Below are 14,660 nucleotides of genomic sequence, written 5' to 3' on the forward strand. Positions count from 1 at the left end.
TCTTCGGAGGAAGGGCTTTTCATCGGAATGAAATTTGACAGGGAGGTGTGCGCTGTGGTTGAGTATCTGAAGTCCGAACAGGGAAAGATTGTTCGTTTGGACAGTGCGTGTCCAGGCTGCTGGATCAATCTTATCAATCCGACAAACGCGGAGGTGGAAGATGTCATATCCTCGCAGGAATTGGATGCAGGCTTTGTTCGCGCGGCGCTCGACCCGGAAGAATCCTCCCGTGTGGAATTGGAAGATGATCAGGCACTGCTGATTGTAGATATTCCGGTGGAAGAGGAGAGCGACAGCATCACGCGTGATGTGCAGATGTATGCCACGCTGCCAATGGGGATTGTCGTGTCAGATCAGGTTGTCGTGACGGTGTGTTTGGAAGATACCAGCGTGACCCGTGACATTGCGTCCGGAAAGATTGTGCGCGGCATTCAGACCGCGATGCGCACACGATTTGTATTTCAGCTGCTGCTGCGCGTAGCAGGTCGATTTTTGAATTATTTGCACCGCATTGAGCGCAGCTTCAATGAGATCGAACGCCGATTGTACGACAGTCAGGAAAATGAGGATCTCATGCAGCTGCTCGGTTTGCAAAAATCTCTCGTTTACTTTTCCGCTTCGTTAAAGGGCAATGAAGTGACGATGGAGAAGGTTCTTCGCGGCCGCATCCTCAAGCTGTACGATGATGACCGCGATTTGCTGGAGGATGCGCTGATTGAGATTCGTCAGGCGATTGAGATGTCGGGCATTTATTCCACCATTTTGGCGGGCACAATGGAGGCATACGCCTCGGTTGTATCCAACAATATGAATGACATCATGAAAGCACTGACGGTTATCACCCTGATTATGACCATTCCGAATATGGTATTTGGATTTTATGGCATGAATGTGTCTTATCTGCCCGGCGCAGTCAGCTTTATTCCTGCCATCGTGTCCATTGTCGCCTGCGTGATTGCATGGCGCTTTCTCAAGAAACATAAGCTGTACTGATGACAAGGAGACTTTGTATGACAACAAAAACGATTACCTCCGTGGTATCGCTTGCCGGACTGCTCAAGAGCATTTTTGTTTCCGGCAGATTTAAAAAAGATTTGCCGATGCAGATTGTAGATCCGAAGGGCAATGCGGTGTGTGAAATTCGCACGGAAGATCCGGAGCGCTGGATTCGCACCAATTATAAAGACAGCATTGCGTGCACACGCAAGCTGTGTACGCGCTCGCAGTGGGACAAGATGGACATTGTGCAGCAGGTCAAGCTGTGCGACTGCTGGGAAGCGCTGGCCGTGATGGAATATCTGGATGTCGGCTATGATGTAGGCAATCGCTTCGAGATTGACGAATACGAATGTTGAAAAATGGGCGGTGACAGAGATGTCATCGCCTTTCTTTCCAGAAACAGAAAGGAGTTTGTTTATGGCACAAATGCAAAAAGAAAACAAGATGGGCGTTATGCCGATCAATAAGCTGCTCATCACGATGGCACTGCCAATGATTGTATCCATGCTGGTCATGGCGCTGTATAACATCGTGGACAGTATTTTCGTGGCACGCATCTGTGAGAACGCGTTGACGGCGGTTTCGCTGGCGTTTCCGGTGCAGAATTTGATGATTGCTATCGCATCGGGTACTAGCGTCGGTATGAATGCGCTGCTGTCGCGGTCGCTGGGCGCGAAGCAGCAGGAGCAGGCAGATCGTGCGGCGAGAAACGGTGTGTTTCTTGCAATTTGCAGCTATTTGATATTCCTGCTGTTCGGCTTGTTCGCATGCGGTCTGTTTTTTCGTTCGCAGACGGATAATCCGGAAATTATTGCGTACGGTATGATCTACATGAAAATCTGCGCAGTTTTTTCCTTTGGTCTGTTTGTACAGATGACCTTTGAGCGCATTTTGCAGGCGACCGGCCGCACAATTTTTACCATGTGCACACAGGGACTGGGTGCCATCATCAATATTATTCTTGATCCGATTTTGATTTTCGGTCTGTGCGGGGCGCCGAAGCTCGGCATCGCAGGCGCAGCCATCGCAACGGTAATCGGTCAGATTATCGCCGCTTGTCTGGCAATTTTCTTCAACCTCAAATATAATCCGGATATTCATTTGGACTTCCGCGGATTCCGCCCGAGCGGAGACATCATTCGCCGCATTTATGCGGTTGGCGTGCCGTCTATTTTGATGATGTCGATTTCTTCCGTCATGGTTTACGGCATGAACTGCATCTTGATTGCATTTACTTCGACGGCTACGGCAGTGTTCGGCGTGTATTACAAATTACAGTCGTTTATCTTCATGCCGATTTACGGCATGAACAACGGCATGGTGCCGATTATCGCGTACAATTACGGCGCGTGCAAGCCGGCGCGCATCAAAAAGACGATCAAACTGGCGATGACCTATGCGGAAATTATCATGCTGATTGGCTTTGCCGCCTTCCATGTGATTCCGGGTCCGCTGCTCTCGATGTTCAGCGCATCGGAACAGATGATGACATTGGGCATTCCGGCACTGAGAATTTTGTCTTGGAGCTATTTGGTTGCCGGTTTGTGCATCATCGCCTCCTCGGTCTTTCAGGCGCTGGGAAACGGCGTGTACAGCCTGCTGGTTTCGTTTGGCCGTCAGCTCGTTGTGCTGCTTCCGGCAGCATATCTGCTGTCTCTGACCGGAAATGTAGCGATGGTGTGGTGGTCGTTCCCGATTGCAGAAATTGCATCGCTTGGCCTGTCCGCACTGTTTATGCTGCGCATCAATAAAAAAATCCTCCGGCCGATGGAACAATAAAATTTCCTATCCCTACTTAACAAAAAGAAGTATGTATGGTATACTAAAAGGGTAAAACCGCAACGTTGCTGTGCGGGAAAATTAAATATTGTATTCCACAGTAGACGGGGCAGAGAGTACGCGGTATTCTCTGCCTTGTTCTATGATTGACGCCATCTGACAGCTTTGGTATAATTTTTACAGAATAGAAACGAGAGAGGGGGAACGCGTCATGCTGGGATTGGAGCAGCGACTGCATCAATATGAACCGCTTTTTGGCGGATGGTATCTGCGCGGCGAAATAGGGAGCGGAAGCTATGGCAGAGTGTACCGCGTGGAAAATCAAAATCTGTTCGGCGTGACGTATACGGCGGCACTCAAAGCCATTGAGATTTTGCCGGACGATAAAGATTTACTGGATGTGCCGGAGCATTTGCGCAGCGCGGCATACGAGGAGGCAATGAGCGAGGTTGAGACGCTGGCGCAGCTGCGCGGTCTGAGCAATGTCGTGCATATGGACGATCACGCCGTGTTTGAAATTCGGGAAAACGGCAGACTGGTCGGATATGATCTGCTCATCCGTATGGAGCTGCTGGAAAATGTCGGGCGAAGCCTGCGGTATCATGGCGGTACATTGTCCTCGATACAGGAAGTACACAAGCTGGGACGCGATCTCAGCCGCGGACTGATATGCTGTCATCAGAAAGGCATTCTGCACCGCGATATCAACCCCAATAACATTTTACGCAATGCGTTTGGTGATTATAAGCTCGGTGATTTTGGCATTGCCAAGCAGCTGCACGGAACGCTGCATGCGCAGACGGCGATTGGTACCAAACGATATGTCGCGCCGGAGGTGCTGCACCGCGGCGGGCAGGATGCGTATGACGCGCGCGCGGATATTTATTGTCTCGGACTGGTGCTGTATCAGCTGGCGAATAACGGCTATCTGCCGTTTTTTCATGCCGATATGCCCAAAGAGCAGTGGGAGGAGGCGGTCACGCGACGTCTGTCCGGCGGAACACTGCCGCCGCCTGCACAGGCGGACGAGGCGTTTTCAGAGGTTATTTTGAAGGCATGTGCCTATCGGCCGGAAGACCGCTATGCGTCGGCACAGGAGCTGTACGATGCGCTGCTGCGGCTCGCATATCCGCAGCAGCAGACGGCACTGGTGCCACAATCGCAGACCGGCTTGCTGTATCGGCTGGAAAAAGCGATGACCTCGACCGCCGAACTGCGAAGCATCGCGGAATTGCTGCACTTGCTGCCCAAGCAGCAGCAAGTGCAAACGGATATACTGTCTGCGCGCATGGCGGCGCGCCTGCCGGCGTGGCGCATACGTGCTTCGTGGTTTCCGTTCAACACCCTGCTGCTGCGCGACTATTTGTCGGTTGCGGAGCGCGCATTCATGGGACGCAGGGATCTGGCGTCGCTTCAGACCGGCGGGCGATTACAGCGCATCGGTGCGGAAGCATTTGCCCAGTGCACGAGCCTGCATGAAGTGCGCTGCGGCAGCGGATTGACGGAAATTGAGCAAAACGCCTTTTCAGGCTGTGCGAAATTGACGCGCTGTCAGCTGCCGGATACTGTTCACGTGCTGGGAAACAGCGTGTTTGCGGGCTGCAAGACTTTGACATCTCTGAATTTGCCGGATTCGCTGACGGAACTGCCGGAGAAGCTGTGCATCAACTGTCAGGGATTGGGACAGGTCGTCTTGCCGCAGCATGTGCGTGCAATCGGGGAACGCGCATTCAGCAGCAGCGGACTGGAAAAAATCGTCATGCCGGATTCCTGCATTCGCCTCGGCGCCGGTGCATTTATGCACTGCAAACAGCTGCGGTTTGTGCAGGTCTCGCTGCGGCTTGCCGTCATTCCGGAGGACTGCTTTGCCGGCTGTACCGGCTTGAAGCAGTTTGATTTGCCGTTCCGGCTGACAGAAATCCGCGAACGCGCCTTTTATGGCTGTGCCGGTTTGGAAACGATGGTGATTCCGGAGGGAACCCGCAGTATTGGCGCGCACGCATTTGACCGCTGTGAACACCTGCGCACGGTTCGCATTCCGAGTTCGGTGCAGGAGATTGGTGCCAATGCTTTTGGTGAGCAGCCAAAAAAACTGTTCGGCAACGGCAGGCTGACCGTGCTCGCATCTCCAAAGAGCTATGCATGGCAGTACTGTAAGGAACAGGGCATTCGCGTCAGAGCCAATTGAATGAGAAAAAAATCCTGTATGATGAAAAAATCATACAGGATTTTTGCGTTACAGCGTTTCCGGTTTCCACACCAGCTTGCTGTACAGGTCAAAGACTTTGGGCAGATATTTTTTCAGCGAAACCGGCCTGCCGTTTTTGCCGATGAAACAATGGTCGGAAGTTGCCGTGCCGCACAGCGTGTCGGTTTCCGAATCGTAAAATTCATACGAGAGCGACATGCGAACCGGCGTCAGCTTGGTCACGCGCACAAGAACGCGGCAGATTTGTCCGAAACGCATCATGGATTTGTATTGGCAGTCGATGCCGAGAACCGGAATGGCGATGCCGTCCGCTTCCATGCGGTCGTAGCCATAGCCGGCCTCCTCCATATACGCAATGCGCGCTTCTTCCATCCAGTGAATGTAGTTGGCATGGTGCACGATGCGCATGCCATCGGTTTCGTAATATTGCACGCGGTGCAGATACGAGTAAGTCGTTTCCATAGTAAATACCTCATTATTACAAATATCATATATTGTTGTTCCTCTCTAGGATACCGCAAAAAGTGCAAAAAGAAAAGCCCTTCTGCATTCTGTCAAAATATTATACAAATTATCGAAATTTGTGGAGAAATTTTGAATGATTTCCTGTGTTGTTCGGGAAATTTCTTTGTTTATAATTTACAAATCCGGAAAATTATATTATACTAAAGATAGCAACCTCCCAAACCGCCAAAAGAACAGGAAAAATAGTGAAATGAAAAACATACGGCGGCATTGGAAAAAGGAGAGAAACACAATGGAGAAGAAAACTGCGAGACCTCGTACCCCAAAGACCGCGAAAAAGCCGGAGGCACAGCCGTTTATCACGGAATTTGACCAGTATCTGTTCGGTCAGGGCGTACATTATGAAATTTACAAAAAGTTGGGCGCACACGTTGCCATGAAAAAGGGCAAGAAGGGTGTGTATTTTGCCGTTTGGGCACCGGATGCCGCACGCGTATGTTTGGTCGGCGATTTTAACGGCTGGGATCGCGAAGCGGACCCGATGACGCGTCTGGAGCCGCTCGGCATTCATGAATTGTTCGTGCCGGGCATGAAGGAAGGTGCGCTGTACAAATATGCCGTGACCGGTCAGGATGGCAAGACGATTCTCAAGAGTGACCCGTATGGCTTCAGCGCAGAGATGCGCCCGAGCACCGCATCCAAGGTCGCTTCGATTGACGGATTTAAGTGGTCGGACAACCGTTGGATTGACAACCGTGCGCAGTCCAAATTCCAGAAAGAGCCGATGGCAATTTATGAGATGCATCCGGGCTCTTGGAAAAAGCACACGCCAGAAAATGAGGACGATCCGGGATTTTACAACTTCCGCGAGCTGGCGCCGGAGCTGGTCACCTATCTCAAGGAGATGGGATATACTCACGTCGAGCTGATTGGCGTCGCAGAGCATCCGTTTGACGGCTCTTGGGGCTATCAGGTCACGGGATATTATGCGCCGACATCCCGCTACGGCACGCCGAAGGACTTTATGTACTTCGTCAATTATCTGCATAAGCATAAAATCGGTGTCATTCTGGACTGGGTTCCGGCACATTTCCCGCGCGACGAGCATGGTCTGGCAAACTTTGACGGCAAGGCGCTGTATGAGTATGCAGACCCGAAGAAGGGCGAGCATCCGGATTGGGGCACCAAAATTTTTGACTACGGCAGAAACGAGGTCAAGAATTTCTTGATTGCCAATGCGCTGTATTGGCTGACCGAATACCATGTCGACGGTCTGCGCATTGACGCCGTGGCATCCATGCTGTATCTCGACTACGGCAAGCAGGATGGCCAGTGGGTTGCCAACAAGTACGGAGAAAATAAGAATCTGGAAGCGATTGAATTTTTCCGTCACCTCAATTCCATTGTGCATCAGCGCAAGCCGGGTACAGTTATGATTGCGGAAGAATCCACGGCATGGCCGATGGTCACAGGCGATCCGGAAGACGGCGGTCTTGGCTTTGACCTCAAGTGGAACATGGGCTGGATGAATGATTTTCTGGAATATCAGAAGTGCGACCCGTACTTCCGCAAATACAATCACAACAAGATGACGTTCTCCATGACCTATGCGTACAGCGAGAACTATATCCTCGTCATCTCGCACGATGAAGTGGTACATCTGAAGAAATCCATGCTGGAAAAAATGCCGGGCAGCGACGAGCAGAAGTTTGCCAATCTGAAGGCAGCTTATGCGTTCATGCTGGGTCATCCGGGCAAAAAGCTGCTGTTCATGGGACAGGAGTTCGGTGAACGCCGTGAGTGGAGTGAGGCGCGTGAGCTGGATTGGGCATCGCTCAATGATCCGCGGCACGAAGGACTCAAGGAATATGTTGGACAGCTGCTGACAATGTACAACAAGTATCCGGCACTGTACGGCATGGATGATACATGGGATGGATTCCAGTGGATCAATGCGAATGATGGCGACCGCAGCATCTTCAGCTTTGTTCGCTATTCGCCGAGCAAGCGAAACAATCTGCTGTTTGTCATCAACTTCACGCCGGTGGATCGTCCGGATTATCGTGTGGGTGTGCCGAAGAAAAAGCGCTACACCAAGATTTTGAGCACGAAGGCACCGGAAATCGGCGGCGCGGCAGATACCGAGCCGGTGATTTATCAGGCAACAGCGTCCGAGTGCGATGGACAGCCGTATTCCATTGGCTATCCGCTGCCGGGCTATGGTGTAGCTGTGTTTAAGTTCTGACAATAGGTTTTTCTGACAACACAAAGGCTGTCTCCGCAGAGAGACAGCCTTTGTTCGTTCCAGAAGGAAAAAGGATTGATTTTGTGTAAGCAAAGTTAAGAAGCACTGCTTGTGTCGGAAGAATCGGAGACAGATACAACGTGACCCGCTTTGCGCGCTTCGCGTTCCGCCTTGATGGTCGGCTGGAATCGCTTGACTTCCTTTGCGATGACGCCGGACAGCGCCAGCATGCAAATCAGATTTGGAATTGCCATCAGTGCGTTGGCAATATCCGACAGGTTCCAAACGAGATCCAGAGACATCGTTGCACCGACAAATGCGATAATCGAAAAGATAACGCGGTAAGCGATGCAGATGGATTTTTTCTTGACGATGTATTCCAGTGCCTTTTCGCCGTGATATTCCCAGCCGAGGATGGTGGAAAAGGCGAACAGCGCAATGCCAATCGTGACGATCCAAGCGCCGAAGGTGCCGAGAACCGTGCGGAAAGCTTCAATGGTCAGTGCAGAACCGACAACCAGTTCACCGGATGCATCGGTCATGCCGAGCACGCCGGAGGAACAGATAGCCAGACCGGTGATGGTGCAGATAACAATGGTGTCGAAAAAAGTACCTGTCATGTTGATATAACCCTGCCGAACCGGATCGTCGGTTGTGGCAGCGGCTGCGGTGATTGCTGCGGAGCCCATGCCGGCTTCATTGGAAAAACAGCCGCGGGCGACACCGTAACGCATAGAGCTCATCATGCTGGACGTGATGGTGCCGAGTACGCCGCCTGCGACAGCGTCCGGACTGAATGCACACTTGAACATGAGAACAACAGCGCTTGGAACAGCGGTGATGTTGCCGAGGATGACAATGAGACCGAAAATCAAATAAAAGACTGCCATAACCGGAACAATGACAGAAGATACCTTAGACAGACGCGTGATGCCGCCGAGCAGGATGACCAAAACCAGAACGGCAACGATGAGACCGACAAGCCGTTCCGGCACGTGGAACGTGCTGTTCAGCGCGGTGGAAATAGAATTCGCCTGCGTCATGTTGCCGATACCGAATGATGCGATGACGGCAAAGATGGCGAACAGCATCGCCAGCACGGCGCCAAAGGTCTTGTTTTTGAGGCCACGCTTCATGGTGGTCATCGGGCCGCCGAGCATTTCGCCCGCATCATTGGTCGTGCGGTACTTGATGGCAAGCAGACATTCGGAGAATTTGCTGGTCAGACCAAAAATAGCGGAAATTTCCATCCAGACCAGCGCGCCGGGGCCGCCGCTGACCAATGCGGTGGCAACGCCCACGATGTTGCCGGTGCCGATGGTGGCGGCGAGTGCCGTCATCAGTGCGGCGAACGGAGAAATATCACCGGTGCCGCGGTGCGTGCCGCGCGCATCTTTGCTGAACACCGAATGTAGGGCATACGGCAGATTGCGCCAAGTTGCGAATCCAATGCGAACGGTTAGGAAAATGCCGGTTCCCACGAGAAGCACCAGCATGACCGGTCCCCACACGAAGCTGTCTACAGCTGAAACGATGTTGGAGAATGTTTCCATAATGTTTGACTCCCTTCTTATCATACCGCATGAAGCAGAAACCTTGCGAAAAAGAAAAAAGATAGACAAAGACGGGAACGAGACGTCTTTGTCTATCTGCTGTTACGCGGTATTTAAATCACTTTTATTATACCGCATTTGCAAGAAAAAAGCAAGCATCTTTCAAAATATTTTTAATAACCGGAGAAAACAGCAGAAAAAACGCAGAAATTGTATGAAAAAGAAGAATGAAATGCATCGTCTGTTGCATTTTCTGTGCATTCATGGTAAGGTTAAACAAGAAAAAAACGCGAAGGAGAACCCAACGTGACGAATTTTCGATTGACTATAGAATATGATGGCAGGCGATACAGCGGCTGGCAGCGGCAGGGAAATACGGACAATACCATTCAGGGAAAAATTGAACAGATTCTCAGCCGCATGACAGGCCATGCGGTGGAAATCAACGGCGCGGGCAGAACCGACGCCGGTGTCCATGCGCGGGCACAGGTTGCCAATGTCAAAATCCGCACGGATAAGACCGCGCAGGAGATTCAAGAGCTGTTAAACCACTATCTGCCGCAGGATATTGCGGTGACGGCGTGCGAACAAGCGCCGGAGCGGTTTCATGCGCGTCTCAACGCCAAGGGCAAGCACTATCGCTATCGCCTGTGCGACGGCGGCGTGCCGGATGTCTTTGCGAGAAACTATGTCTGTGCATGGGAACAGCACTTGGATGTCGATGCCATGCAGCGGGCGGCGGCGCATCTCGTTGGCACGCATGATTTTCGCGCGATGTCCTCGGTAAACAAACGGTTTAAAAAGTCTACGGTGCGCACGATTACACAGATTACGATTACGCGCAAGCCGCGGGAGATTTGCTTCGATGTCATCGGAACCGGCTTTTTATATAATATGGTAAGAATCTTGATTGGCACGCTCGTAGAGGTCGGCGAAGGGAAGCGCGCGCCGGACAGCATGCCCGCTATCTTGGACAGCTTGGATCGGCAGCAGGCGGGCATGACCATGCCGCCGCAGGGTCTGACGCTGGAAACAGTTCTCTATTGATTTCTTCTGAAAAAGTGGTATGATAAGGAATATGCCAATATAAGGAAGAATATGTCATGAAGAACAATACACTCACGCAGCGCACAGCGGATCGGCTGCGTCATATGATCGTCAAACAAAAAAAATTTCATTTCGGGGAAAAGCTGCCCAATGAAAACGACTTGTCGGAACAATTGGGCATCAGCCGCACAACCCTGCGCGAAGCCATCCGGATTCTGACCTCTGAGGGACTGCTGGTTGTTCGGCGCGGAAAGGGAACGTTTGTGTCGGATCAAATCAATCAGTACGCAGATCCGGAACTGCTGGGATTGGGAGCGCTGACCGATACCAAAATTACCTTGCGTGATCTGTACGAGGCGCGCATGATTTTCGAGCCGGAAGCGGCAGCGCTTGCGTGTCGGCGGGCGAGCGATGAGGAAATTCAACATATCTTGGAGCTGGGGCGCATTTGTCAGGAACAGCTCAAGAGCAATCCGACCGGAAAAAAGCGCATTGAGTCGGAAAACATGTTCCACGGCGCGATTATCCGCGCCGCGCATAACGACTTTCTCAGCCAGTTCGTACCGCTGTTGACACAGACCATTGAACAGACGTTTTCGTTTCAATTTGACTACGAAGTGATCGCAGAGGACGCATTTAAAGACCATATTTTGATTATGGAGTTTTTACAGAAGCGCGATGCAGAGGCCACGCGCAGCGCCGTTCGCATTCACCTGCATCACGCCGTTTGGAACGAGCAGCTGCCGGAGCGTCCTTAGTATATAAAAGTGCCTAAAATTATTAGCTCTCTTTTGTATAAAATATTTTGAAAAAAATATTGACAGGAGAGAGCAGCTAGAGTATAATAAAACACAGTTAAAGAATGAGTTGTATGACAACGCAGAGCGAATTGTATGACAACTCTTTGGAGGTAATTATCATGGCAAAAGCAAAGATTTTCTACGAATCCGATTGTAACCTGTCTCTTCTGGATGGCAAGACCATCGCTGTCATCGGCTACGGCAGCCAGGGTCATGCACACGCACTGAACCTGAGAGATTCCGGCTGCAACGTTATCATCGGTCTGTACGAAGGCAGCAAGTCCAAGGCTAAGGCTGAGGCACAGGGCTTCAAGGTATACAACACCGCTGAGGCTGCTAAGATGGCTGACATCATCATGATCCTGATCAACGATGAGAAGCAGGCTGATATGTACAAGAAGGACATCGAGCCGAACCTGGAAGAGGGCAACATGCTGATGTTCGCTCATGGCTTCAACATCCACTACGGCTGCATCGTACCGCCGAAGTTCGTTGACGTTACCATGATCGCTCCGAAGGCTCCGGGTCATACCGTTCGTTCTGAGTATCAGGCTGGCAAGGGCACTCCGTGCCTGGTAGCTGTATACCAGGATGCTACCGGCAAGGCACAGGACATGGCTCTGGCATACGCTGCTGGCATCGGCGGCGCAAGAGCAGGCGTTCTGGAGACCACCTTCCGTACCGAGACCGAGACCGACCTGTTCGGCGAGCAGGCAGTTCTGTGCGGCGGCGTTTGCGCGCTGATGCAGGCAGGCTTCGAGACTCTGTGCGAGGCTGGCTACGATCCGAGAAACGCTTACTTCGAGTGCATCCATGAGATGAAGCTGATCGTTGACCTGATTTACCAGTCCGGTTTCGAGGGCATGAGATACTCCATCTCCAACACCGCTGAGTACGGCGACTACGTAACCGGTCCGAAGATCGTTACCGAGGAGACTAAGAAGGCTATGAAGCAGGTTCTGTCCGACATTCAGGACGGTTCCTTCGCAAAGGAATTCCTGCTTGACATGAGCCCGGCTGGCCGTCAGGTACACTTCAAGGCTATGCGCAAGCTGGCTGCTGAGCATCCGTCTGAGACCGTTGGTAAGGAAATCCGCAAGCTGTATAGCTGGAACAACGAGAGCGACAAGCTGATTAACAACTAATTCGCTTTTGCCAATATATAAAAGAGGGACATCACATGCTGTGATGCCCCTTTTTTATGCTAGGAGGAGTCATATGAATGTAAAGACGATCGGACGGGAGTACGGCGTGCTGCTGCTGCTCGGTGTGCTGGGGATTCCCATCGGTGCGGCAATCGGTGCGGTAGATGTGCTGTTTGGGCGCGTGCTGCTGGCTGTCAGCGCCGTCCGCGCGGCGCATGTCATGCCGCTGCTGTTATTTCTGGCGCCGATTGGCGTGGCAATCGTGTGGGCGTATGCCAAATATGGCGGCATCAGCGGCAAGGGCATGTCCCTTGTGTTTGAGGTCGGACACGGAAAAGAAAGCAATATCCCGCTTCGGTTGGTTCCGTTTGTCATGGTCAGTACATGGCTGACGCATCTGTTCGGCGGCAGTGCAGGCAGGGAAGGCGTTGCCGTCCAGCTCGGCGCCGCGCTCTCGCACAGCTTTGGCAAGCGGCTGGAAGCATATATTCCGGATGCCGCGCGAATCTTTCTCATCACAGGCATGGCGGCGGGCTTTTCTGGCCTGTTTCAGACGCCAATTGCCGCCACGCTGTTTGCCATCGAGGTGCTGTCTGCGGGCAGTTTGGCACTGTCTGCGCTGATTCCGGCGGTGACTGCCTCGTTTACGGCGTGCTGGGTTTCCAGCGCATTGGGATTGGAAAAATTTTCTGTAGATGTTTCAGCAAAGCTTTCGATGGATTTGCCGCTGTTGGGCAAATTGGCGGTGCTCGGTGTGCTGTTTGGTCTGACAGGCGGCGTATTTGCATGGGGACTGCGGCAGGCAAAAACACTGGCAGCGCGTGCGCTTCCGCAGCCGCTGGTGCGGATTGCGGTCATGGGCGTCTGCCTGAGTGCGCTGCTGCTATTGCTGCACGCGGGGCGGTATTGCGGATTGGGCACCAATTTAATTTCCGCCTGCTTTTCCGGAGAAACCGTGTACAGCTATGACTGGCTGCTCAAACTGGCGCTGACCATTGGCACGCTGGCGGCGGGCTATCAGGGCGGCGAGGTGACGCCACTGTTTTCCATCGGTGCGACGCTGGGCGTGCTGCTGTCGGGGATAGTCGGCTTGCCGGTGCAGCTGACCGCTGCGCTGGGATATGCGGCAGTGTTTGGCAGCGCGACCAATACCATGCTGGCACCTGTGCTCATCGGCGCAGAGGTGTTCGGCATGTCGAATTTGCCCTACTTTTTCATCGTGTGTGCCGTCTCGTTTGCCTGCAACCGCAATGCATCCATTTACACGAAGCAGCATGTTACACAATTTTGACGGGCGCAAAAAAATTTCCTGCATGAACCAAAAACGGCGCACTGCGAAATGATACAAAAAACAGGGGAAAAATCCCCTGTTTTCTTGCATTTTTCCGGTTGTTCCCATCAGTTTTTCACATGTGTTTGGTGTATTGTTACAGACAGCACCTGAATTTTTGCTTGCATATTTGGCACGGTATGCATTTGTTACAAATACTGTCGGATTTTGATTGGGAACTTTGAACAATTTCAAGGTTGCATTTTTGTTGTAAATGACTATAATAAGAATTGTTGAGAGGAACGAAACGAACACAGAAACCTCTTAACAAAAATGTTTTTTTCATTTTTATTTTACCTTCCTTTTCTACTTTTTTTACTATATTGTATGGTCTGGGATTGCTATTCTTCTTATCTCTCTATCTCTCCTTTCCTTGTTGTTGTGAGAATAGCTTCTCTCTCTTAATCCTCAGACCATAAAAAAAGATTCCGTCCGAATGGGGGACGGAATCTTTTTTTATTGTTCTTTATCCAGCGGAACGGTTTCCAATGTCTGCGGCTCCGGCTCCTTTGCGACGCCCTGCATATTCTGCAGGTTTTCGATGTGCTTGTCCAGCGCTTCCATTTCTGCGAGATAGGCATCCACAGCCTTTTTCTTCTGCTCATACGTGCCCTTGGAGAACGGAATGCGCAGATGCGGCTCCGCATACTCGCGGCTGAATAAGAAACCGGCGGCGGCGCCGATAATTTGCCACCAGCCGACAGCGCCCTTGGTCATGCCGAGGTCAAAGACCTGATTGATGATGCCATAGGCGATCATGCCGGCACAGAAAAAAATCAGCGTCAGATAAAAGCGCAGCGCGGGCATATTCCACAGCGTGACTTCCGTCAGTCTAGGCTTTAAAGCGATATAATCCGGATGATCGGGAAAATCCGGATCGACATCCGGCTGCTTGGGCTGTGTGGGCTGTACATCCGGCCCCTGTACCTGCTGTTCCGGCAAATCAGCGGTCAAATCGTGCAGTTTGGTTTTGTCGATGTTCTTGTCGTGCATTTCGTCTTTTAATTGACTGAAAAAACTCATATGTATCGTCTCTCCCTATTTTTTTGAGCATATGTGTCACAGCTACTAGTATAGCATACTGCATA

At 51.6% G+C, this 14,660-nt stretch carries 12 protein-coding genes; 9 read left to right on the plus strand and 3 right to left on the minus strand.

Translation table 11 applies throughout. The annotated features are described in order from the left end of the window. The first annotated feature begins 54 nt into the window (after nt 1-54). The 4 genes from KQI75_RS09925 (at nt 55) to KQI75_RS09940 (ending at nt 4,966) form a co-directional block, all read left to right on the plus strand. On the plus strand, nt 55-993 hold the full coding sequence (locus KQI75_RS09925) for a magnesium transporter CorA family protein (protein ID WP_216470645.1): 939 nt from the start codon (nt 55-57) through the stop codon (nt 991-993). A gap of 17 nt (nt 994-1,010) precedes the next feature. Continuing rightward, a complete protein-coding gene (locus KQI75_RS09930) occupies nt 1,011-1,355 on the plus strand; it encodes a hypothetical protein (RefSeq protein ID WP_216470646.1) in 345 nt (114 codons plus the stop codon). A gap of 61 nt (nt 1,356-1,416) precedes the next feature. Further along, entirely contained in the window at nt 1,417-2,778 is a 1,362-nt protein-coding gene (locus KQI75_RS09935; protein WP_216470647.1) for an MATE family efflux transporter, read from the plus strand. 211 nt (nt 2,779-2,989) lie between these two features. Beyond that, nucleotides 2,990-4,966: a leucine-rich repeat protein gene (locus tag KQI75_RS09940; RefSeq protein ID WP_216470648.1), complete on the plus strand. Its 1,977-nt coding sequence runs from the start codon at nt 2,990-2,992 to the stop codon at nt 4,964-4,966. Nucleotides 4,967-5,014: 48 nt separating this feature from the next. Here KQI75_RS09940 and KQI75_RS09945 read toward each other — a convergent pair whose 3' ends face one another. Beyond that, nucleotides 5,015-5,449 carry an acyl-CoA thioesterase gene (locus KQI75_RS09945; protein WP_216470649.1) on the minus strand — a complete coding sequence of 145 codons (435 nt, stop codon included), beginning with the start codon at nt 5,447-5,449 and terminating at the stop codon, nt 5,015-5,017. Nucleotides 5,450-5,744: 295 nt separating this feature from the next. Here KQI75_RS09945 and glgB point away from each other — a divergent pair, with 295 nt between their 5' ends. After that, nucleotides 5,745-7,697, plus strand: coding sequence for a 1,4-alpha-glucan branching protein GlgB (gene glgB / locus KQI75_RS09950; RefSeq protein ID WP_216470650.1), 1,953 nt, complete (start codon nt 5,745-5,747; stop codon nt 7,695-7,697). A gap of 95 nt (nt 7,698-7,792) precedes the next feature. Here the strand turns inward: glgB and KQI75_RS09955 are convergent, their stop codons facing one another. Next, nucleotides 7,793-9,250: an alanine/glycine:cation symporter family protein gene (locus KQI75_RS09955; RefSeq protein WP_216470651.1), complete on the minus strand. Its 1,458-nt coding sequence runs from the start codon at nt 9,248-9,250 to the stop codon at nt 7,793-7,795. 306 nt (nt 9,251-9,556) lie between these two features. Between KQI75_RS09955 and truA the strand changes: the two genes are divergently transcribed. The 4 genes from truA to KQI75_RS09975 all read left to right on the plus strand — a co-directional run bounded on the left by truA (nt 9,557) and on the right by KQI75_RS09975 (nt 13,533). Continuing rightward, complete coding sequence (truA, locus tag KQI75_RS09960) at nt 9,557-10,297, plus strand: tRNA pseudouridine(38-40) synthase TruA (protein WP_216470652.1); 741 nt, start codon at nt 9,557-9,559, stop codon at nt 10,295-10,297. Nucleotides 10,298-10,353: 56 nt separating this feature from the next. Beyond that, nucleotides 10,354-11,055 carry a FadR/GntR family transcriptional regulator gene (locus KQI75_RS09965; RefSeq protein WP_216470653.1) on the plus strand — a complete coding sequence of 234 codons (702 nt, stop codon included), beginning with the start codon at nt 10,354-10,356 and terminating at the stop codon, nt 11,053-11,055. Between the two features lie 161 nt (nt 11,056-11,216). Further along, a complete protein-coding gene (gene ilvC / locus KQI75_RS09970) occupies nt 11,217-12,242 on the plus strand; it encodes a ketol-acid reductoisomerase (protein ID WP_216470654.1) in 1,026 nt (341 codons plus the stop codon). Nucleotides 12,243-12,315: 73 nt separating this feature from the next. Beyond that, the gene (locus KQI75_RS09975; RefSeq protein WP_216470655.1) at nt 12,316-13,533 is read left to right on the plus strand and encodes a chloride channel protein; all 1,218 of its coding nucleotides are present in this window, start codon (nt 12,316-12,318) and stop codon (nt 13,531-13,533) included. A 495-nt stretch (nt 13,534-14,028) separates the two neighbouring features. Here the strand turns inward: KQI75_RS09975 and KQI75_RS09980 are convergent, their stop codons facing one another. Next, nucleotides 14,029-14,595, minus strand: coding sequence for a hypothetical protein (locus tag KQI75_RS09980; RefSeq protein WP_216470656.1), 567 nt, complete (start codon nt 14,593-14,595; stop codon nt 14,029-14,031). Nucleotides 14,596-14,660 lie beyond the last annotated feature (65 nt).

The sequence above is a fragment of the Butyricicoccus intestinisimiae genome (assembly GCF_018918345.1).
GTDB classification, from domain to species: Bacteria; Bacillota; Clostridia; order Oscillospirales; family Butyricicoccaceae; genus Butyricicoccus_A; species Butyricicoccus_A intestinisimiae.

Bases quoted from the DNA above. Each gene is read 5' to 3' on its own strand.
- KQI75_RS09935 (WP_216470647.1), top strand. From the start codon at position 1,417: ATGGCACAAATGCAAAAAGAAAACAAGATGGGCGTTATGCCGATCAAT.
- KQI75_RS09955 (WP_216470651.1), bottom strand. From the start codon at position 9,250: ATGGAAACATTCTCCAACATCGTTTCAGCTGTAGACAGCTTCGTGTGG.
- KQI75_RS09965 (WP_216470653.1), top strand. From the start codon at position 10,354: ATGAAGAACAATACACTCACGCAGCGCACAGCGGATCGGCTGCGTCAT.
- KQI75_RS09930 (WP_216470646.1), top strand. From the start codon at position 1,011: ATGACAACAAAAACGATTACCTCCGTGGTATCGCTTGCCGGACTGCTC.
- KQI75_RS09975 (WP_216470655.1), top strand. From the start codon at position 12,316: ATGAATGTAAAGACGATCGGACGGGAGTACGGCGTGCTGCTGCTGCTC.
- KQI75_RS09940 (WP_216470648.1), top strand. From the start codon at position 2,990: ATGCTGGGATTGGAGCAGCGACTGCATCAATATGAACCGCTTTTTGGC.
- glgB (WP_216470650.1), top strand. From the start codon at position 5,745: ATGGAGAAGAAAACTGCGAGACCTCGTACCCCAAAGACCGCGAAAAAG.
- KQI75_RS09945 (WP_216470649.1), bottom strand. From the start codon at position 5,449: ATGGAAACGACTTACTCGTATCTGCACCGCGTGCAATATTACGAAACC.
- ilvC (WP_216470654.1), top strand. From the start codon at position 11,217: ATGGCAAAAGCAAAGATTTTCTACGAATCCGATTGTAACCTGTCTCTT.
- KQI75_RS09980 (WP_216470656.1), bottom strand. From the start codon at position 14,595: ATGAGTTTTTTCAGTCAATTAAAAGACGAAATGCACGACAAGAACATC.